The 22401-nt window shown below is 73.4% G+C and carries 19 protein-coding genes; 8 read left to right on the top strand and 11 right to left on the bottom strand.

What is annotated here, in order from left to right:
- Window positions 1–51: 51 nt before the first annotated feature.
- The 3 genes from ASE87_RS10520 to ASE87_RS10510 all read right to left on the bottom strand — a co-directional run bounded on the left by ASE87_RS10520 (window position 52) and on the right by ASE87_RS10510 (window position 2978).
- The gene (locus ASE87_RS10520; protein ID WP_056228350.1) at window positions 52–963 is read right to left on the bottom strand and encodes a hypothetical protein; all 912 of its coding nucleotides are present in this window, start codon (window positions 961–963) and stop codon (window positions 52–54) included.
- Between the two features lie 376 nt (window positions 964–1339).
- Window positions 1340–2638, bottom strand: a complete 1299-nt coding sequence (locus tag ASE87_RS10515) for an AI-2E family transporter (protein ID WP_235472277.1) — start codon at window positions 2636–2638, stop codon at window positions 1340–1342.
- A 118-nt stretch (window positions 2639–2756) separates the two neighbouring features.
- A complete protein-coding gene (locus ASE87_RS10510; RefSeq protein WP_056228347.1) occupies window positions 2757–2978 on the bottom strand; it encodes a DUF1653 domain-containing protein in 222 nt (73 codons plus the stop codon).
- Window positions 2979–3018: 40 nt separating this feature from the next.
- On the opposite strand from ASE87_RS10510, the gene ASE87_RS10505 reads away from it, so the two are divergent.
- The 4 genes from ASE87_RS10505 to ASE87_RS10490 all read left to right on the top strand — a co-directional run bounded on the left by ASE87_RS10505 (window position 3019) and on the right by ASE87_RS10490 (window position 7882).
- Window positions 3019–4425: a carboxylesterase family protein gene (locus tag ASE87_RS10505; RefSeq protein WP_082452554.1), complete on the top strand. Its 1407-nt coding sequence runs from the start codon at window positions 3019–3021 to the stop codon at window positions 4423–4425.
- A gap of 434 nt (window positions 4426–4859) precedes the next feature.
- The gene (locus ASE87_RS10500) at window positions 4860–5675 is read left to right on the top strand and encodes a DUF1275 family protein (protein WP_235472276.1); all 816 of its coding nucleotides are present in this window, start codon (window positions 4860–4862) and stop codon (window positions 5673–5675) included.
- Window positions 5668–7119, top strand: coding sequence for an allantoinase AllB (allB, locus tag ASE87_RS10495; protein ID WP_235472275.1), 1452 nt, complete (start codon window positions 5668–5670; stop codon window positions 7117–7119). The genes ASE87_RS10500 and allB overlap by 8 nt, the downstream gene beginning before the upstream one ends.
- Before the next feature lie 34 nt (window positions 7120–7153).
- Window positions 7154–7882 carry an MBL fold metallo-hydrolase gene (locus tag ASE87_RS10490; RefSeq protein ID WP_043596238.1) on the top strand — a complete coding sequence of 243 codons (729 nt, stop codon included), beginning with the start codon at window positions 7154–7156 and terminating at the stop codon, window positions 7880–7882.
- Between the two features lie 67 nt (window positions 7883–7949).
- Here the strand turns inward: ASE87_RS10490 and ASE87_RS10485 are convergent, their stop codons facing one another.
- From ASE87_RS10485 to ASE87_RS10465, 5 genes are all read right to left on the bottom strand, one after another.
- Entirely contained in the window at window positions 7950–8798 is an 849-nt protein-coding gene (locus ASE87_RS10485) for a MurR/RpiR family transcriptional regulator (protein ID WP_235472274.1), read from the bottom strand.
- Window positions 8795–10069, bottom strand: a complete 1275-nt coding sequence (locus tag ASE87_RS10480) for an allantoate amidohydrolase (RefSeq protein ID WP_056228343.1) — start codon at window positions 10067–10069, stop codon at window positions 8795–8797. The genes ASE87_RS10485 and ASE87_RS10480 overlap by 4 nt, the downstream gene beginning before the upstream one ends.
- Window positions 10066–11268, bottom strand: a complete 1203-nt coding sequence (locus tag ASE87_RS10475) for an alanine--glyoxylate aminotransferase family protein (protein WP_056229515.1) — start codon at window positions 11266–11268, stop codon at window positions 10066–10068. The genes ASE87_RS10480 and ASE87_RS10475 overlap by 4 nt, the downstream gene beginning before the upstream one ends.
- Window positions 11269–11379: 111 nt before the next feature.
- Window positions 11380–13038 carry an AtzH-like domain-containing protein gene (locus tag ASE87_RS10470; protein WP_235472273.1) on the bottom strand — a complete coding sequence of 553 codons (1659 nt, stop codon included), beginning with the start codon at window positions 13036–13038 and terminating at the stop codon, window positions 11380–11382.
- Window positions 13031–14176, bottom strand: coding sequence for an acetamidase/formamidase family protein (locus tag ASE87_RS10465; protein WP_056228340.1), 1146 nt, complete (start codon window positions 14174–14176; stop codon window positions 13031–13033). Before ASE87_RS10465 ends, ASE87_RS10470 begins: the two co-directional genes overlap by 8 nt.
- Window positions 14177–14289: 113 nt before the next feature.
- On the opposite strand from ASE87_RS10465, the gene pucL reads away from it, so the two are divergent.
- Together pucL and ASE87_RS10455 are read left to right on the top strand one after the other, a co-directional pair.
- A complete protein-coding gene (gene pucL, locus ASE87_RS10460; protein ID WP_043596242.1) occupies window positions 14290–15183 on the top strand; it encodes a factor-independent urate hydroxylase in 894 nt (297 codons plus the stop codon).
- 68 nt (window positions 15184–15251) lie between these two features.
- Window positions 15252–15728: a nucleoside deaminase gene (locus ASE87_RS10455; protein WP_056228337.1), complete on the top strand. Its 477-nt coding sequence runs from the start codon at window positions 15252–15254 to the stop codon at window positions 15726–15728.
- An 18-nt stretch (window positions 15729–15746) separates the two neighbouring features.
- Here the strand turns inward: ASE87_RS10455 and uraH are convergent, their stop codons facing one another.
- Window positions 15747–16073 (bottom strand): hydroxyisourate hydrolase, encoded by a 327-nt coding sequence (gene uraH, locus ASE87_RS10450; RefSeq protein ID WP_043596245.1) that lies wholly within the window; start codon window positions 16071–16073, stop codon window positions 15747–15749.
- Entirely contained in the window at window positions 16070–16618 is a 549-nt protein-coding gene (uraD, locus tag ASE87_RS10445; RefSeq protein ID WP_056228334.1) for a 2-oxo-4-hydroxy-4-carboxy-5-ureidoimidazoline decarboxylase, read from the bottom strand. The genes uraH and uraD overlap by 4 nt, the downstream gene beginning before the upstream one ends.
- 159 nt (window positions 16619–16777) lie before the next feature.
- Here uraD and ASE87_RS10440 point away from each other — a divergent pair, with 159 nt between their 5' ends.
- Together ASE87_RS10440 and ASE87_RS10435 are read left to right on the top strand one after the other, a co-directional pair.
- Window positions 16778–17710: an FAD binding domain-containing protein gene (locus tag ASE87_RS10440; protein ID WP_082452553.1), complete on the top strand. Its 933-nt coding sequence runs from the start codon at window positions 16778–16780 to the stop codon at window positions 17708–17710.
- Window positions 17707–20478: a molybdopterin cofactor-binding domain-containing protein gene (locus ASE87_RS10435; protein WP_056228332.1), complete on the top strand. Its 2772-nt coding sequence runs from the start codon at window positions 17707–17709 to the stop codon at window positions 20476–20478. The genes ASE87_RS10440 and ASE87_RS10435 overlap by 4 nt, the downstream gene beginning before the upstream one ends.
- Window positions 20479–20692: 214 nt before the next feature.
- Here ASE87_RS10435 and ASE87_RS10430 read toward each other — a convergent pair whose 3' ends face one another.
- The gene (locus tag ASE87_RS10430; protein ID WP_082452552.1) at window positions 20693–22135 is read right to left on the bottom strand and encodes a nucleobase:cation symporter-2 family protein; all 1443 of its coding nucleotides are present in this window, start codon (window positions 22133–22135) and stop codon (window positions 20693–20695) included.
- Between the last annotated feature and the right edge of the window lie 266 nt (window positions 22136–22401).

Raw genomic sequence — 22401 nt, 5'->3', positions numbered from 1 at the left:
GCGCGGTGCGACGTTCAGAAGGCGGTGCGACCCGAGCCCGGGAGGGCCCGCTCAGTACCAGTTGACGGACTGCGAGTGCGACCAGGCGCCGCAGGGAGTGCCGTAGACCGACTTGATGTAGCCGAGCCCCCAGGTGATCTGCGTCTTGGCGCTCGTCGCCCAGTCGCTGCCGGCCGAGGCCATCTTGCTGCCGGGCAACGCCTGCGGGATGCCGGTCGCGCCGCTGGCGTTGTAGGCCTTGTAGTTCCAGCCCGACTCCTTCGTCCAGAGCGAGACGAGGCACGAGAACTGGTCGCTGCCCCAGCCGTACTGCGACGACGCGAGGGACTGCGCCGTGGCCTTGGCCCCGGCGACCGAGTTGTCGGCGGCGGCGCGGGCGGCCTCGGCGGCGGCCGCGGCGTCGGCGGCAGCCTTCGCCTCGGCGGCGGCCTGGGCTTCGGCGGCCGCTTGGGCGGCGGCCGCGGCGGCAGCGGCCTGCCGGTCGGCCTCGGCGGCGGCGGACTGCACGGTCTGCGCCGAGAGCGCCGTCTTCTCGACGCGGTCGTTCAGCGTCGAGGCGTCGAGCTTCTCGTAGTCGGCGAGCGAGGCGACCTGGGTCTGCAGCTCGCTGGCGTCGGTCCGGCCCGAGGTCGAGGCGACGACCTGGTTCGCGATCTGGATGGTCGAGCGCGCCTTGGCCTGCGCCAGCGAGGTGGCGATGTCGGCCTTCTGCTGCTTGACGTCGGCGGCGTGCTGCTCGGCCGAGATGGTGTCCGCACCGGCGGCCGACATCGAGGTGACCGCGAAGCCGGTCCCGGCCACGAGGGCGATCGCGGCGACGCCTCCGATCAGAGAGAGGCGGCGACGGGAGCTGCGACGGCGGACCGCGGAGAGCGAGCGGCGCGTGGCGGGGGCCTCGGCGGTCGGGGTCGACTCGGCGGTGACGGAGTCCTGGCCGGAGGCAGGGGTGTTCTCGGTGGTCATGTGGTCCTCGTGCTCGGCCGACCCGCGCCTCCGGTCGGGCGGGGCGCACACGGCGGACCACGCCGGGCGCTCGGGGCGCTCACGGGTGGCCGGTGTCCACGCGACGGGGCGAGGGGCCGTGACAGGTCGGTGTCGGTCTCGCGAGGCCGTGGGGCCTCGACTCGTCCGCCGCAGCTGCTCGGCCGAGTCGGGACTCGATCGGGAGGGGCGCACGCGCCCGGGCGAAGTGACGAGTATGCAGACACTTCCTGAGTAGAACCACACAATCCACTGTCGAACCGTGCAGTCCGGCGCATCAGCCCAGCGGATGACTTCGACCCGCGCCTCCCTCATCCGAGCGAAGGAGGCGCGGGTCGGGCAGGTCAGCGACCCGCGATCACGACGCCTCGGGTGCCGTCACGACGTCGTCCGCGACGCGGGACCGACGCCAGGCCCCCGTCGCCACGTACTTGACCATCACGTTGAGCACGGCCACCGTCGGCACGGCGAAGAGCGCACCCGGGATGCCGGCCACGTACGACCCGCCCGCCACGGCGAAGACGACCGCGAGCGGGTGAACCCGGACGGCCGATCCCATGACCAGCGGCTGCAGCACGTGGGCCTCGAGCAGGTGCACGACGAGCACTCCGGCCAACATGACCACGGCCTGCACCGGCCCCGCGAAGACCAGGGCGACGATCACGGCGAGCGCGCCCGTCACGATGGCCCCGACGACCGGGATGAACGACGCCAGGAAGACCAGGATCGCGATCGGCACGGCGAGCGGCAGCCCGAGGACGAACGCGATCAGGCCGATGCCGACGGCGTTGACCGCGGCGACGACGATCTGCACGCGCACGAACGAGGTGAGCGTGTGCCAGCCCGCCTGGCCGGCCCCGTCGACGGCCGGCCGGGCCGACTTCGGGAAGAGGCGGACGGTCCAGGCCCAGACCCCGCGGCCGTCGATCATCAGGAAGATCGTCGCGAAGAGGGTCAGCAGGCCTCCGGCCAGCAGGTGGCCGGCAGCGGTGCCGATCGACAGCACGCCGCTGAGGATCGCCTTGCTCTCGGTCTGCAGCGCGTTCTGGGCGTCCGTCAGGTAGCCGTCGACGTCGGCGTTCGTCAGCTGGAACGGCGGCCCCTGCAGCAGGGTCGTCAGCTGGTCGTACTGCGCCACGGACTGCTTCTCGATCTGCGGCAGTCCCGCCCGGATCTGCGTCACGGCGAGCAGCACGAGCCCGCCGACGACGACCACCCCGGCCAGCAGCGCCGCCACGATGGCGAGCCAGCGCGGCCACCGGTGCCGACGCAGGAACCCCGCGACCGGCACGAGGAACGCCGACACGAGGATCGCGATGAACAGCGGCACGACGATCTCCTCGAGCGTCGCGATCAGCCAGAAGAGCACGGCCAGCACGGCGGCGACCGCGAGCAGGCGCCAGGCCCAGGCGCCCGCGACGAGCATGCCCGGGGGCAGTGCAGCTGCGGGCGGTGCGGCTGCGGGCGGTGTTGCTGCGGGCGGGGCGCCGCCGGGGAGGGCGGCCGCGGGGAGGGCGGCTCCGGACGAGGAGGCGCGGGCCGGGTCGCCGGGGACGGTGGCGGCCGCGGCCGGGTCGGCGGTGCGGGCCGCGTCGTCCGTGGCGCTCCCGTCTGTGGCTGCACCCTGGGAGCGCTGGGAGCGACGTGAGAACTTCATGAGCCGAGTGTCCGGCCGCGCGGCTATCAAGCAGCTGTGACTTCGCTGACCCGGCCCGCGCCTCCTCGGCTCGTCCTCGACCGCCGCGTGGCGGGCGCACGGGCCGCGACCGCGCCGATCAGCCCTCGGGTGTGAACCTCGGGCCGTCGTACCCGTCGCGTCGCACGTGTTCGGACCAGGCGGCGAGCGGCCGCACCCAGAGCCCCTCCTCGCCGTAGAGCGCACGGTAGACGACGAGCGGTGCGTCCGTCTCGCTGTGACGGGCGGTGCCGAGCACCTCGTAGCGGCCGCCCTTGAAGTGACGGTAGAGGCCCGGGACGGGAGCGGTGTCGGCGGTCATGCCGCGAGCCTAGACGGGCGGTGAGGGGCACGATGGTCGGGTGACCCAGGACGCTCCCCGCTCGACCGCCAGCACGCCGACCACCCCGGGCGAACCCGTCGTCGACACCGACGACCGGGCTGCCCGCCGCGAGTTCGACACCCCGTCCGGCCGCGTCGTGGGCCGCGTCGACGGTGCGGTCGTCCGCGTGCTCGGGGTGCCCTACGCCGAGGCCGAGCGCTTCGAGCCGCCGCGCCCGGTCGCGCCCTGGTCGTCCCCGCTGCTCGCCTTCGACCGCGCCCCTGCCTCGCCGCAGGTCGCGTCTCCCGGGCTCGACGCCCTGATCGAGGGCGCCGCCGCCGGCATGGTCGACGACGAGCACTGCCAACGCCTCTCGATCACCCTGCCCGCCGACCTGCTCGCCGACGAGCGCGTGCCGGTCATGGTGTGGATCCACGGCGGCTCGTACGTGTCGGGGGCGGGCGACCTGCGCGTCTACGACCCGCGCGCCCTCGTCTCGGAGCAGCGCGTCATCGTCGTCACCGTGACCTACCGGCTGGGAATGCTCGGCTTCTTCGGCGTCGGCGACGAGGTGCCCGCCAACCTGGGGCTGCTCGACCAGCTCGCGGCGGTCCGCTGGGTGCACGACACGATCGAGGCGTTCGGCGGCGACTCGTCTCGCATCACCCTGTTCGGCCAGTCGGCCGGCGGCGACGCGATCGCGCACCTGATGATCAGCGAGGGCGCCCGGGGCCTGTTCGCCCGGGCCATCGTGCAGAGTGCCCCGCTCGGCATCGTGCGCGGACGCAGCCGCATGGTGAAGGCGATGACGGAGGCGGTGGGCACGCCGCGGAAGGACGCCCCGCTCGACGAGCTGCTCGCCGGGCAGTCCGTGGCCGAGCGGGCGGCGAAGCGCTTCGGCCTGCGCGGCGGCATGGCCTTCGGGCTCCAGTACGGGCGGGCACCGCTGCCGGCCGAGTCCGCCGCCGCCGACGCGTGGCGCGAGGTCGCACCCGAGATCGACCTGCTGATCGGCGCCACGGCCGACGAGACCGCGGTGTTCGCCGAGTTCTCCCCCCTGCTGCAGCGGTTGTTCGGCCTGCCCGTGGTCGGCCGGGCGATCCGACGCCTGATGATCGACGCCACGACGAAGGCCGTCTACCACCGGGCCGGTCGGGCCTTCGCCGAGCGGCACCGCGCCGCGGGCGGGCGCGTCTCGACGTTCGAGTTCACCTGGGAGCCCGAGGGCACGGCGTTCGGCGCCGCCCACATCACCGAGCTGCCGCTGCTGCTCGGCGGCCGCGAGGCCTGGGCGCACACCCGCCTGGTCGGCACGACCGACTGGGACGACGTCGACCGCCGCGGCCGCAAGGTGCGTCAGGTCTGGGCCGACTTCGCCCGCACCGGCACGGTCGCCGCCGACGCCACGGCCGGCCTCGCCGACACCCTGGTCGTCCGCCGCCCCTGACCCGGCCCCGCCCCGCCCTGCCCTGCCCCGCCCTGCCCTGCCCTGCCCTGCCCCGCCCTGCCCTCTGTGCAAATCGCGACACCGGGCCGGCGACACGCCGCTCACATCCGTCCGTCGACGGCGTGTCCTCGCGGCGTTGTCGGGTTCGGCCCGCCGCAACGCCTGGAATAGGTCGGGTTCGGCCCGCCGCGACGCGAAGCCGGGCTCGGGTTCGGGCTCGGGTTCGGGCTCGGGTTCGGCAGGCTCTCCCGGTCACGAGCGGGTCGGACGGCTCCTCCCCAACCGCACCGCGCCGCCGTCCGTCCACAGGCACGGCCCGGGGTTCGCACACGACGGCGCGGCGACAATACGATCGACGGCAGAACCGATGCGCCGACGCCGCCGTAGTCGCCCGCCCCGCCGTGCCCCGCGGCGCCGAGCACCTGAGGACCCCCGTGAAGAAGTTCCGCCGCAACCAGGCGCGCATGCACCTCGTCATGATGCTGACGTTGACGTTCACCACCGGCATCATCGACGCCGTCGGCTACCTCGGCCTCGACCGGGTGTTCACCGCGAACATGACCGGCAACGTGGTCATCCTCGGCATGGCCATCGCGCAGGCCGACGGTCTGCCGATCGTCGGTCCGATCGTGGCCCTCGCCGCGTTCCTGCTCGGGGCCGCGATCGGCGGCCGTGTGTTGCGCGGCGGTCGTCTCGGCTGGTCTGGCCGCAGCACGATCTCGTTCGGGGTGACCGGCGGTGTGCTGCTCGGGCTCGGCATCTCGACCTTCTTCGTCGTGCCCGAAGAGAACACGCCGTGGGCCTTCACGATCACCGGCCTGCTCGGTGCCGCCATGGGCCTGCAGGCCGCCGCCGCGCGCAAGATCGCCGTGGCCGACGTCACGACCGTGGTGGTCACGTCGACGATCGTCGGGCTCGCGTCCGAGTCGAAGCTCGCCGGCGGGACGGGCAAGAACTTCCCGCGGCGGGTGCTCGCCGTCGCGCTCATCCTCGCCGGGGCAGGCGTCGGGGCCCTGCTGCTGCAGGTGCACATCGGTGTGGGCATGGGCGTCGCGGGCGGGCTGACGCTGCTCGTCGCCCTGACCGGGCACCTGCTGCGCGAGCGGCGGAAAGAGGTCGAAGCGCGCGAGGCCCAGGCGGCCGCGGCGTCGGCAGCGACGGTGTCGGCGACCCCGACTGCCTCCGCGGAGTCAGCAGCCCAGGAGGCGCGCTCGGCGGCCGACGGAGCGAACGGTGACGCTCGTGGCTGACGCCGTGCACCACGACCTCGTCGTCCGGGCCCGTCGTGCGTTGGTCGACGGCGCCTGGCGCGAGGCGAGCGTCGCCGTCCGTGACGGCCGCGTGGTCGCCGTCGGCGGCCTCACCGACCAGGTCGACGCCACCGTCGACGTGACCCTCCCCGACGACCAGGTGCTGCTGCCCGGTGTCGTCGACAGCCACGTGCACGTCAACGAGCCCGGCCGCACCGAGTGGGAGGGCTTCGCGACGGCGACCCGTGCCGCCGCCGCCGGGGGCGTCACGACGATCGTCGACATGCCCCTCAACAGCATCCCGCCGACGACGACCGTCGACGCCCTCGAGCAGAAGCGCGCCGCCGCGGGCCCCCAGTCGGTCGTCGACGTCGGGTTCTGGGGCGGGGCGATCCCGGCGAACCTCGGGACGGGCGACCTGCGGGCGCTGCACGAGGCCGGCGTCTTCGGGTTCAAGGCGTTCCTGTCGCCGTCGGGCGTCGACGAGTTCCCCCACCTGTCGACCGAGCAGCTGCACGGGGCAATGTCCGAGCTGGCCGACTTCGACGGCCTGCTGATCGTGCACGCGGAAGACCCCGACGGGCTCGACGCCGCCGCGGCCTCACTGACCGGCGACGATGACGCGGCCGACGGTACCCAGGCCGGCGCCGGCGCCTCGTCCGCCGAAACGCCCGCAGGAGGCGCGGCGTACGACGCGTTCGTCCGCTCGCGTCCCGACGTGGTCGAGCGCACGGCGATCGAGCACGTGATCGACGCCCTGCGCGCCACGGGCGGACGCGCCCACGTGCTGCACCTCTCGTCGGCGACGGCACTCGACACCATCCGGGCGGCCAAGGCCGAGGGACTGCGACTCACGGTCGAGACCTGCCCGCACTACCTGACCTTCGACGCCGAGCACATCGGCGACGGGGCGACGCAGTTCAAGTGCTGCCCGCCGATCCGCGGCGAGGCCAACCGCGAACTGCTCTGGCAGGCGCTGGTCGACGGCACGATCGACGTCGTCGCGAGCGACCACTCGCCGTCGACCCGCGAGCTCAAGTTCGCCGGCGGCCCCGACGCCGCACACGGTGACTTCGACGTGGCGTGGGGCGGCATCTCGGGCCTCGAGCTGAGCTTCCGCGCCGTGTGGACCGGGGCACGGCAGCGCGGCATCCCGCTCGAGGCCGTCGTCGGATGGATGTCCCGTGGCACGGCCGCGCTCGTCGGCCTGCCGACGAAGGGGCGGATCTCGGTCGGCGCCGACGCCGACCTCGTCGCCTTCGCCCCCGAGACGCCCGTGACGATCGACGTCGACGACCTCTCGCACCGCAACCCCGTGACCGCGTACGACGACGCTCGCCTGTTCGGCGAGGTCGCCGCGACGTGGGTGGGCGGCCGGCTGGCGGGGCCGAGCGCGCCTCCGGCGCGGTTGCTCGTCCGCCCCGACACCGGGGTCGCCTCGTGAAGGGCAGCCCTGGAGCCTCCGCCGAGGTCGCGGCGTGAGCCCGACGAGGCCGGCGGCTCCCGTCGAGGTCGCACCGGGCGTGCACTTCGTCGAGGGTCCCGCGTCGAACTGGACGATCCTCGCGGGCGACGGCACCCTGACGCTGGTCGACGCCGGCTACCCGGCCGACCTCGAGCTGGTGGAGTCGTCGCTCCGGGCCGTGGCGTCGGCTACGGACGGTGACGCCCGGCTCACGTCGGTGCTCGTGACGCACGGGCACAGCGACCACATCGGCACGATCACCGCCCTGCGCCGGCGACACGAGTTCGAGGTCTTCGCGGCACCCGCCGAGGTGCCGAACGTGACCCGCGAGCAACTGCACCAGGTCACCGTCGGTGACGTCCTGCCGCACCTGTACAAGCCGCGGTTCGCCCGCTGGGTGCTGCACGCGGTGCGTGCCGGAGGCCTGGGCGACGTGGCCGTGACCGACGTCGTGCCTCTCGACCTCGGGGCGTCACGCACGTTCAGCGGTCACCGCGTCGTGCCGACGGCCGCGGTCGGTCACACCCCCGGGCACACCGTCTTCGCGTTGCCCGACGACGACGTCCTGATCACGGGCGACGCCCTCGTGACCGGCCACCCGACCTCACGGCTCGACGGCGTGCAGATGCTGCACCCGATCTTCCACTCCGACCTGGCCGAGGCGGGGCGCACCTACGGGCGGCTGGTCGACCGCGGGGCACGGGTGGTGTTGCCGGGTCACGGGCCGGTGCTGCGCCGCTGAGCACCGCCAGCCCCTCGGCGTTCGTCACCCGCCGGTCAGTGCTGCATCTCGAGGTTCGACTGCAGACCTATTCGAGCTCGGACAGCTCGGCGTACAGTTCGGTGATCTCGGCGACGCGGCTGCGACCGCCTTCGGGTCGGCCGGCGCGCACGGTCTCGGTCAGAACCGCCCCGGCGAGCAGGGCGGCCAGGCTCATCGCGCTCGCGTAGCTGTCGAACGGGGCCGGGGTCTCGACCGGGCAGTCGAGCCTCACCGTCACGTCGACGCCGCGCAGCGACGGATCGGCCACGAGCACCACCGGCACACCGCGGGCGGCCAGCGCCGACAGGACGCCGGCGAACCCGGCCGGGCGGCGGCGGAACCCCACCAGCACGACGACGTCCCGCGATCCGAGCCCGACGAGTTCTTCGCCGATCGACTGGCCGGGCTGCGGCGCCACGCGCACGTCGTCCCGCGCCTGGACCAACTGCTGCCGCAGGTGGAGGGCCACCGGGTAGCTGTTGCGGAACCCCGCCACGACGACCCGCTCGGCTCCGGCGACCAGCGCGGCCGCCCGCTCGAGTCGACCGTCGACGAGCCCCGACAGCATCACGTCGAGGTTGCGACGTTCGGCCTCGGCGTGCTCGGCGAGGCCCCCGGAGGCGCGGGTCGGCCCGACCGGGACGCCCCGGCTGCGCGACGCCCGCGCCTGGTCGCGCACCTCTTGTGCGTCGGTGAAGCCGAGCCGCCGGAACAACCGCGACACGGTCGCCTTCGAGACGCCGCTCTGCTCGGCGATCTCGGTCGCGGTGTAGACGGCGAGGTCGTCCAGGTGGTCGAGGATGAAGTCGGCGGCTCGCTGTTCGCGCGGCGAGAGACGGCCGTAGCCCGAGTCGATGCGGTCGCGGATGCCCGCCCCTTCGACCTGGTCGCTCACGCGCGTGCCTGAGCCTGGGCCTGCGCCTGGGCCTGGGCCGGATGTGCCGCCGCGACCGCGTGCACGGCGGCCTCGAAGGCGTCGAGAGCGACGGCCACGTCGTCGATCGTGACGATCTCGTCGGGGTGGTGGCTGATGCCGCCGTTGCCGCAGCGGACGAACAGCATGGCCCACTCGGTCAGCTCGGCGACGGCCATGGCGTCGTGCCCGGCCTTCGAGAACAGCACCATCGGGTCGGCGTCGCCGGTGGCGGCGATGCCGTCGCGGACCAACCCCCGGAGGCGCGGCGAGGCCACGACGGCCGGCGCGCGGTGGGTCTCGTCCACCGAGAGGGTCAGGCCTCGACGCTCACCGACCTCGGCCGCGACGGCCTGGATGTCGGCCCAGACCTCGTCGCGTCGGTCGTCGTGCTCGCCACGGAGGTCGAGGCTGAACTCGACGAGCCCGGGGATGACGTTGACGCCGCCGGGGAACGCCTGCAGGCGACCGACCGTGGCGATGCAGTCGGCCTCTCGGGCCAGTCGCTCGACCGCGAGGACGATCTCGCTGGCCCCGGCGAGCGCGTCGTGTCGACGGTGGAACGGGACGCCCCCCGCGTGACCGGCGACCCCGGTCAGCGTCAGCTCGAAACGTCGCGCCCCGGCGATCGACGAGACGACGGCGAGCGCCCGGTCGGCTTCCTCGAGGTAGGGGCCCTGCTCGATGTGGGTCTCGAGGTAGCCGATCACGTCGGCCGGTTCGTAGGCGGCGTCGCCGACCCGGTCGGGGTCGAGGCCGAAGGCCACGAACGCGTCGCGCAGCGTCGTGCCGGACGCGTCGGTCAGGTCCCACCACTCGGGCGACCAGGTGCCGGCGACCGCACGGGAACCGAGCAGGGCGGTGCCGAAACGGGTGCCCTCTTCGTCGCCGAAGGCGAGGACCTCGATCGCGAACGGCAGACGGGTGCCGGAGGCCTCGAGTCGCGCGACCAGGGAGATCCCGAGCAGCACGCCGAGGATGCCGTCGTACCGGCCGGCGTCGGGCACCGTGTCGAGGTGGGAGCCGAGCAGCAGGGCGGGCAGGCCGGGCTCGGTGCCCTCGTACCGGCCGCGCTGGTTGCCGGCCGCGTCCTGCCACGTCGTCATGCCGGCCCGCTGCATCCATCCGCCGGCCATCGCGTTGACCCGGGCGTGCTCGGGCGAGAGGTACACGCGCTCGATGCCGGTCGGGCTGCTCGAGACCGCGGCCAGGGCGTCGCAGCGATCGAGGACGAGGCGCGCCTCGTCGCTCACGCCGCGCCTCCGGCTCGGTCGGAGTCGAGGTAGACGTCGTAGGCCGCACCGACGCCGCCGCCGCTCGTGATCGGTGCGCCCTCGCGGCGGAGCACGGCCTCGAGCGCGGCGAGCGTCGTGAGGACGGTGTCGCGACGCGCGTTGTAGCCCATCGTGCCGATGCGCCAGACCTTGCCGTGCAACGGACCGAACGAGGTGCCGATCTCGATGCCGAAGTCGGCGAGCAGGGCGCCCCGCACCCGATCGCCGTCGACCCCGTCGGGGATCACCACGGCGACCACGTTGTTCATCTTGTGCGCGAGGTCACCGAAGGTCTCGAGGCCGAGCCCCTGCACCCCGGCGAGCATGGCGCGGCCGTGCAGCTCGTGTCTCGCCACCATGGCGTCCACTCCCTCGTCGACGACGAGGCGGGCGCACTCGCGGGCACCCCAGAGCATCGTGGTCGCCTCGGTGTGGTGGTTGAGGCGCTGAGGGCCCCAGTAGTCGAAGATCATCGCGAGGTCGAAGTAGTTCGAGGCGATCCGGTGGGTGCTCGTCGTGTCGCCCTCGGTGCGGATGCCGGCCTCGATCGACGTGCGGGCCCGGATCACCTCGACGGCCCGCTCGCTGTAGGTGACGGGGGACGACCCCGAGGGGCCCCCGAGGCACTTCTGCAGGCCGGCGCTGACGGCGTCGAGGCCGAGCTCGTCGGTGCGGAAGGCGTTGCCGGCGAGGGACGCCGTGACGTCGGTGTAGAACAGCACGCCGTGGCGGGCGCAGACCTCGCCGAGCCCCTCGAGCGGCTGGGCGACGGTCGTCGAGGTGTCGCCGTGCACGACCGCGAGCAGTTTCGGCTGGACGCGCTCGATCGCCTCGACGACGGTCTCGAGGGCGAACACCTGCCCCCAGGGCACCTCGATGACGTGGACCTCGGCCCCGCAGCGCTCGGCGATCTCGCGCAGCAGGTGCCCGAAGCGGCCGAAGACGGGCACGAGCACCTTGTCACCCGGCTCGATCAGCGAGACGAGCGAGGCCTCGATGCCGGCGCGCGAGGTGCCGTCGACGAGCAGGGTCTGCTCGTTCGAGGTCTGGAACACCTCGCGGTAGAGCGCCTGGGTCTCGTCCATGTAGGCGGTCATGGCCGGGTCGTACTGCCCCACGAGCTGCGCCGACATCGCGCGGAGCACCCGGGGATCGGCGTTGATCGGGCCGGGGCCCATCAAGAGGCGGGCGGGCGGGTCGATCGGCTGGAAGACGCGTTTCACCCGACCCACCCTACGCAACCCGTGTTTCAGCCAGGTGAACTCGTCGGTCGCCATCCGAGGCGGGCATCAGGTCGCCCAGGTCGCCGCGAGATCGAGCAAGGACAGGTCCGCCCCGCGGGGGCCCACGAGGCACAGCCCGACGGGCGCGCTCCTCCCGGAGGCGAGGGGCACCTCGAGGACCGGTGCCGACACCGCCGGCGCACCCAGCACGCCGGCGACGCAGGTCAACCCGAGCGTCGCCGAGCGCACCGCGTCCACCTCGGCGGGGGTCGCGCCCAGCGGGGGCGCGGCCGAGGACGCACTCGGCAGGAGCAGCACCCGCCCGTCGAGGAGGGACTCGAGGCGGCGACGTTCGTGACCGAGGGCGACCCGCGCCTCCTCGGCCCGTCGGGGGGAGATCGTCGCGCCGAACGCGAACCGGGATGCCACGTCGGGTGCGAGTTCGCCGGGATGCGAGGTGATCCAGCCGCCGTCGGACTGCCAGGCCTCGAAGGCCTGCAGCACGCGGAACAGCTCGAACAGCTGTGCGACGTCGCCCAGCACGACCTGCTCGGGGCGCCGCATGCGCCCCGCCGCGGTCGCCTCGCCGACGGCCCGCCCGAACTCGGCCCGCACCTCGGGCATGACCGGCGAGAGCAGGGCCGGATCGACGACGTACGACGACTCGACCGACACCTGGTCGGCCGGGGGCAACGACGCCTCGGCCGCGCGTCGCAGGGTGTCGACGTCTCGGGTCAACCAGCCGACCGTGTCGAAGCTCGGCGCGAGAGGGAGCAGCCCGGCGCGGTCGACGGCCCCGTGCGTCGTGCGGAGGCCCCAGAGCCCCTGGTACGACGCGGGCACCCGGAGCGATCCGCCCGTGTCGGTGCCGAGGCCGATGCTCGCCTGCCCGAGGGCCACGGCCGCCGCCGGGCCGCTGGTCGAACCACCCGAGATCGCCCCCGGCACGGCGGGGTTCGGCGGGGTGCCGTAGGCGGAGTTGCGTCCGGCGATGCTGTACGCGAACTCGTCGGTCTGGGCGATGCCCCGCAGGTCGGCTCCGGCGTCGAGCAGGTGCTGCACCGCGGCCGCGTGCCGGCTCTCGGGCGTCGCACCGGCGAGCCGCGCGGGCACCCCGGCGCCGATCGCGTGACCTGCGACCGCGAACAAGTCCTTCACGGCGACCGTCTCGCCCGAGAGGGCAGGAGGCGCGGTGCCGGTCGCGTCGCCCTCTCGGCTCCGCGGGACCAACGGCTCGCCCACGACCCGCCAGATCCGGCGGTCCATCGCCGGGGGCGACGCCTGCACCTGCGCCGACGCGATCCGCCACGGGCGTGCACCCCGCGACCCCGCACCCGGATCGCGGCGCCAGAGCTGCGTGACGACACCGCGCCCGCCGGACGCCGCGGCGTTGACCGACACGACCAGGGCGGTGTCGGCGTCGACGACCCGCACGTGGCACTCGACCACACGCCGGACCGGGCCCGAGCCGCGCCTCCCCCGGAAGGCCGTGATGGTGTCGTGCCCGACCAGCAGGCCCCCCGCGTCGGCGCGCATCACGGTGGCGGTCGATTCGAAGGCGGCGGCGAGCGCGGCCTGGTCGTCGGCGGCGAGCGCGCGCTCGTAGGCGTCGAACGCCTCGAGCAGGCCGTCGGGCAGGTCACCCTCGACGGTCGTGGGGACGGTGCCCGAGCCGACCCGCCCCTCCTCGGGGACGAGCCGTGCGGCGGGCGTCGCGTCAGCCACCGAAGTCCGCCTTGCGGATGCGGGCGTGGACGCCCTTGACCAGGTCGACGACCTGCGAGATGTCGAAGTCCGTCGCGGCCGAGAGGTAGGCGTAGGCGAGGCTGCGGTCCATGCCGTGGCGAGCCTCGAGCAGGTCGATCGCCGCCCGGACGCAGGCGCGGACCGCCTCGTCGAGGTCTTCGTCGAGGCCGGTCGGCACGAGCAGTTCGGTGGTCTCGGCCAGCGGCCCGGCGATCTCGCCGAACATCGCCACGGCCTCGGCGCGCGGCACCAGGTCGAACCGGACGGTCACGCGCAGGCTGGCCTCCATCGCGGTGAGCGCGACCTCGCCGTCGCCCTGGGCGAAGTGGGGGTCGCCGACGTACGCGAGGGCCCCGGGCACCTGGACGGGCAGGTGCAGGGAGGCGCCCTCGGTCAGCAGGGCGATGTCGACGTTGCCCCCGTGTGGGCCCGGTGGCACCGAGTGCGGTCGCTCGTCGCCCGCGACGGCGACCCCCATGATGCCCAGGAACGGGTGCAGGGGGAACCGCACGGTGTGCTCGGCGCCGGGCACGAGCGGCAGGGTGCCGACGAGTGAGCCGTCGGGCTCGTGGTCGACGGCCGCGAAGACGCTGACCGGGCCGGCCCCGAGCGGGAACTCGCCGGCCAGGGCGCCGCGACCGTGACGATTCGAGATGACGCCGTAGGGCACCCGTGGTGTCGCGTCGAGCAGGGTCATCGTGACGACGTCGCCGGGCTGGGCGCCGCGGATCGCGATGGGCCCCGTCACGACGTGCGGGCCGTCGGCGGCGGGGTCTCGGCCGTGCCGCTCGTCGCTCGCGGCGGCCAGGGCGACCGCGTCGTCGAGCACGTGCTCGGGGGGCACCCCGTGGCGGGCGAAGAAGGCCCGGGGGTCACGGCCCTGGTCGTCGAGCACGCCCTCGTGGCTGAGGGTGTCGATGAGGACGGCCGTGCCCGGGTCGATCGTGAGCACGGGCTCGTCGGAGGCGCAGGGCAAGCGCCCCCACAGGGTGGTGGCGAGCGTCGCGGGCACGTAGGGGACGGCCCCATCGCGGTCGTCCGGCGACAGGGGCTGCAGGATCGGAGTCGCGGGAACGGTGCCCGACGGGGGTGCTGGGGTCGCCTCGGAGATCGCCATGCCCAGCACAGTAGCGAGTGGACGCCTCGTCCCGATGAGCCTTCTGAAACGAATTGTTCACAATTCGTCGATCGTGAAACAAGTCGTTCACACGGTTGTGTGATCATCGCCGCATGGCGATCATCCTCGGCGACAACCAGTACGGCAAAGCGGAGTCGCGACTCGTGCGCTTCTACCGCGACGGGCCCCGGCACGAGATCCGCGACGTCAACGTCACGACCGCGTTGCGCGGCCCCTTCGACGCGGCCTACCTCCGCGGCGACCAGAGCGCCGTCCTGCCGACCGACACCCAGAAGAACACCGCGTTCGCCTTCGCGAAGTCGAAAGGCGTCGAGGCCGTCGAGCGCTTCGGGCTCGAGCTCGCCCGCCACTTCGTCCACGACGTCGAGCCCGTGACGGGGGCCCGCATCGAGATCGAGCAGTACGACTGGCAGCGGGCCGTGGTCGACGGCACCGAGCACGACCACACCTGGCTGCGCTCGGGGCAAGAGGTCCGGACCGCCGCCGTCACGGTCGACGACACCGGCGAGTACGTCGTGGGCGGCCTGAAGGACCTGGTCCTGCTCAAGTCCACCGGCTCCGAGTTCGCCGGGTTCCTGACCGACGAGTTCACGACCCTGCCCGAGACGCACGACCGCGTCATGGCGACGGCCCTCGACGCGAAGTGGCGCTTCGGCACGACCGACGTCGACTGGGAGGCCACGTACGCCGAGGTCAAGCGCTTGATGGTCCGCGAATTCGCCACCCTCCAGTCGCTCGCCCTCCAGCAGACCCTGTGGCACATGGGCACCGCCGTCCTCGAGGCGATCCCGTCGATCGTCGAGGTGCGACTCAAGGCACCGAACAAGCACCACTTCGCCTACGACCTGTCGCCCTTCGGGCTCGAGAACCCGGGCGAGGTCTTCTGGGCCGCCGATCGCCCGTACGGTCTCATCGAGGCCACCGTGCTGCGTGACGACGCGCCGCCGGCCCACGACGCGTGGCGCGCCTCCGCGGGTCTCGCGTGAGCCTCGTCGAGTCCACCGAACCCCCACCCGCTGCATCAGCCGTCCCAGCCCCACCCCGAGGAGACACCGTGACCGACGCCGACGACGCCCGCTGGCTGGCCCGCACCATCGAACTGGCCGTCGAGAACGTCGCGAACGGGGGCGGGCCGTTCGGGGCCGTCATCGTCCGGGGCGACGAGCTCGTGGCCGAGGGGCGGAACCGGGTGACGGCCGACCTCGACCCCACCGCGCACGCCGAGGTGACCGCGATCCGCGCGGCCTGCCAGGTGGTCGGCGACTTCTCCCTCGCCGGCACGACCCTCTACACCTCGTGCGAACCGTGCCCGCTGTGCCTCTCGGCGTCGCTCTGGGCGAGGGTCGACCGGGTCGTGTACGCCGCCGACCGGCACGACGCCGCACGCGGCGGTTTCGACGACCTCGAGTTCTACGAACTGTTCGCGCGCGACCGGTCCACCTGGGACCTCCCCGTCGACGAGGTGCGCCCGACGAACGCGCCGGCACCGTTCGAGGCGTGGCTGACCCACGACCACCGCACCGACTACTGAGCCGTCGTGCGAGGAGGGTCAGCTGCCGCGATAGGTCGAGTAGGCGAACGGGCTGAGCAGCACGGGCACGTGGTAGTGGCTCGACTCGTCGGCGAGGGTGAAGTCGATCGTCACACGCGGGTAGAACGTGTCACGCCCGGTCGCCGCGAAGTAGGCGGCGGTCTCGAAGACGAGTCGGTAGTCGGCGGCGGGCAGGGCGTCCGGGCCGAGCTCGGGCACGCGCCCGTCGGCGTTCGTGACGCCGGTGGCGAGTTCGGTGCCCCGTGCGTCGTGGAGCGCGACGGGGACGTCGGCGGCCGGGCGGCCCAGTGCAGCGTCGAGGACGTGCGTCGTGACGTGGCTCATGCTCGGGCCTCGTCGTGGCCGGTGGACGATGGCGCGGCGGGCGCCGGCTCGGCGGGCGCCGGCTCGGCGAAGGTCGACTGCAACCGCAGCAGGGCGATGTCGCGCAGCTCCGCCCCGACGATTCGCCGTTCGGTGTCGTCGTCGAGCCCGAGTCGCCGGTGCAGCTCGCCCACGATCTCGGCCCGGCTCCGACCGGCGGCACGGATCAGGAACACCCGGTCGAAGCGCTGCTCGTACGCCGCGTTGCCCTCGACCAGCAGCTGCGCGAGGGTCTCGTCGTCGGCGTCGGCCGCCGAGCCCTGCTCGCGTCGGCTGAACTCCTGGGCTGCCCCGTCGCCGACCGGCTTCTCGCCGATCCGCGGGTGGTGCGCCATCGCCTCGTCGATCTCGGTGGCGCTGAGCGGCGTCGCCGCGGCGGCCGCGACCGTGATCAGGGCGTCGACGTCGGCGAACGGCGACTGCGCGGCGACGTCGTCGGCCCACCGCTCGACGTTCAGGGCGGCCAGCAGGTGCGAACGCAAGGTGGCGTCGTCGAGCTCGATCATGACGCACACCCTAGCGACGGTGCCCCGACGCGACGGACGTGGCTGGCCGACCCGCGCCTCCCGGACGTCGGGCCACCGGCAGCGCGCGGGCACGGGTCCTTCGACGCCGAGCGAGCCGACACATGCTCGAAACCCCGGTCGTGCAGAGTGGGGTCTCCCATGGACCTGACCACCGTTCGCGAGATCCGCACCCCCTCACGCCGCGACGAGATCGTCTTCGCGCCCGGCGAACGTCCCCTCGGCGGCGGCACGTGGCTGTTCTCCGAGCGGCAGCCCGGGCTGACCGGCCTGGTCGACCTGACCTCGCTCGGGTGGACGCCGGTCGAGCGCGGCATCGCCGCCGACGGCCGCGACGTCGTCAGCGTCGCCGCCACCTGCACCATCGCCGAGCTGCTGCGGCTGCCCGCCGACGCCGACTGGGTCGCCCACCCGCTGATCGACCGGTGCGCGAACTCACTGCTCGCCTCGTTCAAGATCTGGAACGTCGCGACGGTCGGCGGCAACGTCGCCCTCGGGCTGCCCGCCGGGGCAATGACGTCGCTCATGGCCACGCTCGACGCCACGGCCCTCGTCTGGACCACCGACGGCGGCGAACGCCGCCAGCCCGTCTCCACCTTCGTCACCGGGGTGGTGCAGAACGCCCTCGAGCCGGGCGAGGTGTTGCGCGCCCTCGAGGTGCCGGTCGACTCGTTGCGCTCGCGCACCGGGTTCCGCCGCATCTCGCTCAGCCCCCTGGGCCGCTCGGGCACGCTCGTCACGGCCCGGCTCGGCCTCGACGGCGAGTTCGTCGTCACCGTCACGGCGGGGACGACGCGTCCGGTCCAGCTGCGCTTCGACGAGGTGCCCGGCGAGCGGGCCCTGGCCGACACCCTCGCCCGGGTCGACTGCTGGTACTCCGACCCCCACGGCGACCCCGACTGGCGCCGCGCGATGAGCGTCCGCTTCGCCGACGAGCTGCGCGTCGAGCTCGGACGGCCCGCCACCGGCGCACCGGAGCGACCCGTGCGCGAGACGACCCACGACCCGCGCAGCGCGGCCGCGCGCGCGAGGCGGACGCCACCCACCACCACGACCCCCGGAGGCGCGCGATGACCCCGAGACACGTCACGTTCGAGGTCGACGGCCTGCCCCTCGACGCCGACGTCGCTCCCGGCCAGGTGCTGCGGACGGTGCTGCGCGAGAACGGCGTCCACTCGGTCAAGAAGGGATGCGACGCGGGTGACTGCGGCGCCTGCTCGGTGCTGGTCGACGGCGAGCCCGTGCACTCGTGCATCTATCCCGCGCACCGGCTCGAGGGCCGGGCCGTGACGACGGCGGCAGGCCTCGGCACCCCCGAGCACCCCCACCCCGTGCAGCAGGCGTTCGCGGACGCGGCCGGGTTCCAGTGCGGCTTCTGCACGGCCGGCATGGTGGTGACGGCCTCGACGTTCACCGAGGCCGACGCGGACGACCTGCCGCGCCTCCTGAAGGGCAACCTCTGCCGGTGCACGGGGTACCGGGCGATCGGCGACGCGATCTGCGGCGTCTCGAACACGGTGTCCCCGGCCGACGGCGAGGCGGCCGGACAATCGGTGAAGGCTCCGGCGGCGATGCGCGTGGTGTCGGGCGGCGAGCCGTACACGCTCGACTTCCGCAGCACGACGAAGCTGCTGCACCTCGCCGTGCTCGGCAGCCCGCACGCCCACGCCCGCATCACGTCGATCGACACGAGCGCCGCCGAGGCGCTGCCCGGGGTGCACCTGGTGTTGACGCACCGCGACTCCCCCGCGACCCTGTTCTCGACCGGTCGCCACGAGGACCGCGAGGACGACCCCGACGACGGGCTCGTCCTCGACCCCGTTCTGCGGTTCCGCGGGCAGCGCGTGGCCGCAGTCGTCGCCGACGACGTGCGCACGGCGACGAACGCCCTGGCCGCGATCGTGGTCGAGTACGAACCCCTGCCCGCCGTGTTCGACCCCGAGACGGCGCGCGCGCCCGGGGCCCCGTTGCTGCACGGCGAGAAGACCAGCGAGGTGTCGCGCATAGCGTTCCCCGAGCGCAACACCGTGGCCGCGATGCACGACGAGACCGGCGACGTCGAGGCCGGCCTGGCCGCGGCGGACGCGGTGGTCGAGGGCACCTGGCGCACGCAGCGCGTCTCGCACGGAGCCCTCGAGACGCATGCCTCGCGCGGCTGGCTCGACGACGACGGACGCCTCGTGATCCGCACGGCGAGCCAGGTGCCGTTCCTCGTGCGGGACGAGCTGGCTCACGTCTTCGGGCTGCCGCAGGAGCAGGTCAGGGTCTTCGCCGCCCGCGTGGGCGGCGGTTTCGGGGGCAAGCAAGAGCTGATCACCGAAGACCTGGTCGCCCTCGCCGTGCTGCGCACCGGTCAGCCCGTGCAATACGAGTTCACCCGCGAGGACGAGTTCACCATCGCCCCGACCCGCCACCCGATGCGCGTCCGCGTGCGCGTCGGGGCGACGAACGACGGGGTGCTGACCGCGCTGCACGTCGACCAACTGATGGACACGGGCGCCTACGGCAACCACGGCGTCGGCGTCATGTACCACTCCGTGCACGAGTCGACCAGCGTCTATCGCTGCCCGAACAAGCGCGTCGACGCCGAGTCGGTCTACACGAACAACCTACCCTCGGGGGCGTTCCGCGGGTACGGGCTCGGGCAGGTCGTCTTCGCCGTCGAGTCCGCGATGGACGAACTGGCCCGCGAGCTCGGCATCGATCCGTTCGAGCTGCGCCGCCGCAACGTGATCGTCCCCGGCGACCCGATGGTGGTCACCGACCCCGACGAAGAGAGCGACCTGCTGATCGGCAGTTACGGACTCGACCAGTGCCTCGACCTGGTCGAGCAGGCGCTAGCGTCTCCTGCTCCCGAGGGCGCGCCTCCTGCCCCCGTCGGCCCGACCTGGTCGACCGGGCGCGGCATGGCCCTTGCCATGATCGCGACGATCCCGCCGCGCGGTCACTTCGCCGACACCTCGATCGAGTTGCTGCCCGACGGCCGCTACGACATCGGCGTCGGCACGGCCGAGTTCGGCAACGGCACGACGACCGTGCACACCCAGCTCGTCGCCTCGGCGCTCGGCACCACGCCCGACCGGGTCGTCGTCCGGCAGTCCGACACCGACGTGGCCCGCTACGACACCGGGGCCTACGGTTCGGCCGGCGTCGTGGTCGCGGGCAAGGCGCTACTCGCCGCGGCCCACAAGCTGCGTGCGGCCATGGTCGACCGCGCCCTGGCGATCGCAGGAGGCGCGGGTCACGCCGTCGACACCGGCACCGCCCCCGAGGTGGTCGCGGGCGGCGTCGTGGTGCGGGTCGGCCCCGGTGCCGATGCGACCGTCCTCGTGTCCGGCGAGCGGCTGCTGGCCGACGGTCCGCTCACGGCCGACGGTTCCCATGACGGCACCCCACGCTCGGTGGCGTTCAACGTGCACGGCTTCGAGGTCGCCGTCGACCGGGCGAGCGGCGAGGTGCGCCTGCTGCGCTCGGTGCAGGCGGCGGACGCCGGCGTGGTGCTGAACCCCGAGCAGCTACGCGGCCAGGTCGAGGGCGGCACGGCGCAGGCGATCGGCACCGCGCTCTACGAAGAGATGATGCTCGACGACGAGGGGCGCGTGCTGACGACGGCGTTCCGCAACTACCGGATGCCCAAGTTCGGCGACGTGCCCCAGACCGAGGTGCACTTCACGACCACGCACGACGACCTCGGCCCGCTCGGTGCCAAGTCGATGAGCGAGGCGCCGTACAACCCGGTGGCCCCGGCCCTGGCGAACGCGATCCGCGATGCCCTCGGGGTGCGGCCGTACGAGCTGCCGATGTCGCGCGACCGACTCTGGCGCCTCGCCGGCGGTCGCTGAACCGAGCCGGGCCAGGTCGGGCCGAGTCGAGCCGGGCCAGGTCGGGCCAGGCCGGGCCAGGTCGGGCCGATCCGTTCTCCCTCCGAGCCTGATCCGGTCCGTACCGGATCACGAGTCGCACCACGAACCGAACGTCGCACCGCCGAGGTGCGCGGTGCGACGTTCGGTCGACGGTGCGACGCGGGAGCGGACGGCCCCGGGCCCGGGCCCCGGCTCAGACCTCGCGCTCGGTCACCCCGGCCGGTGCCGCGGGCCCGCGCACGGCGTCGTGCGCCGACACGTCGCGGTCCGCGCCCTCGTCGCGCGCCTGCACCCGCGGCGAGTTGAGCAGCAGGTTGAGCAGCACGGCGACGATCGCCCCGGCGCTGATGCCCGAGTCGAACACGATCGTGAACCAGGTCGGGAACTGCGCGTAGATCTCGGGGCTGACCGTGGGCAGCAGGCTGACGCCCAAGGCGACCGCCACGATCAGGATGTTGCTGTTGGTGAACCGCACCTTCGACAGCGTCCGGATGCCGCTCGCCGAGACCATGCCGAACAGCGCGACGCCCGCCCCTCCGAGCACCGCCACCGGCACGCCCTCGACGACGGCCCCGAGCGCGGGCACCAAGCCGAGCACCACGAGGATGCCCCCCGCCAGCGTCGCCACGTACCGCGACTTCACGCCGGTGATGCTGACCAGGCCGACGTTCTGCGCGAACGCGGTGTACGGGAACGTGTTGAAGACTCCGCCGATGACGGTCGACAGGCCGTCGGCCCGCAGCCCGTCGGCCAGTCGTCGCGGCGTCACGGGCCGGTCGACGATCTCGCCCACCGCGATGATGTCCCCGGTGGTCTCGGTCATGATCACCAGGCCGACGATGCACATCGACACGATCGCGCTCACCGGGAAGGTCGGCAGTCCGAAGTGGAACGGCAGGGCGAGGCCGAACCAGGCGCTCTCGCCCACTCCGCTCCAGTCGGTCAGCCCGAACGGCCAGGCGACGAGGGTGCCGACGACGAGCCCCAGCAGGATAGACAGACGGCGGAGCGCAGGAGGCGCGAACCGCTCGATCAGGATGATCAGCAGCAGGGTGCCCGCGGCGAAGGCGATGTCGAGGGGACGTCCGAAGTCGTCGGAACCCGCGCCTCCTCCGACCCAGCCGGCGGCGACGTCCATCAGCGAGACGCCGATGATCAGGATCACCGTGCCGGTGACGATCGGCGGGAAGAACCGGACCAGCTTCGAGAAGAACGGGGCGAGCAGCATCATGAAGACACCGCTCGCGATGACCGAGCCGTAGATCGCCGTGATGCCGTACTCGCCGCCGATCACGATCATCGGGCCGACGGCGGCGAAGGTGCAGCCCTGCATCAGCGGCAGCCGCACCCCGAAGCGCCAGAACCCCACGGACTGCACGATCGTCGCGATGCCGGCCACGAACAGGTCGGCGCTGATCAGGTACGCGATGTCGCCGGGCTCGAGCTGGCCCATGCCGACCAGCGCTCCGCCGACGATCAGCGGGACGGCGACCGCCCCGGCGTACATCGCGAGCACGTGCTGCAGGCCAAGCGGGAAGAGCCTCCGCAGCGGCGGGACGCGGTCGACGGGGTGCTTCTCGACGGTGTCGACGGACGCGCCGCCGGCGGCAGCCGGTACGGACGAGGGCTGGGACATCGGGACTCCTGATCGTGGGGATGCCGGGTGGTCGTCGTCAGCGTACGAAACGCGGGTTTCGTCGCGACGGCACGCGTGTTTCAGGCTCGTGACGTCGGCGCAGCGGGTGCCGATGCACCCGGTTCCGAACGATGAACCCACGAGGAATCGGGTGCATCGTTCGATGCCGGGTGCATCGAGGGGGAGGCGCGGGCCGGCTGTCGAGGACGGCACGCGGTACCACCGCCAGGCGGCGCGACGCGGCGCGCGGCGCTGCGCTGCGCGAG

The sequence above is a fragment of the Frigoribacterium sp. Leaf44 genome, from assembly GCF_001421865.1.
GTDB lineage: Bacteria > Actinomycetota > Actinomycetes > Actinomycetales > Microbacteriaceae > Frigoribacterium.
The sequence above is the reverse complement of the archived record's forward strand: the minus strand, read 5'-3'. Positions and strand labels throughout refer to the sequence as shown.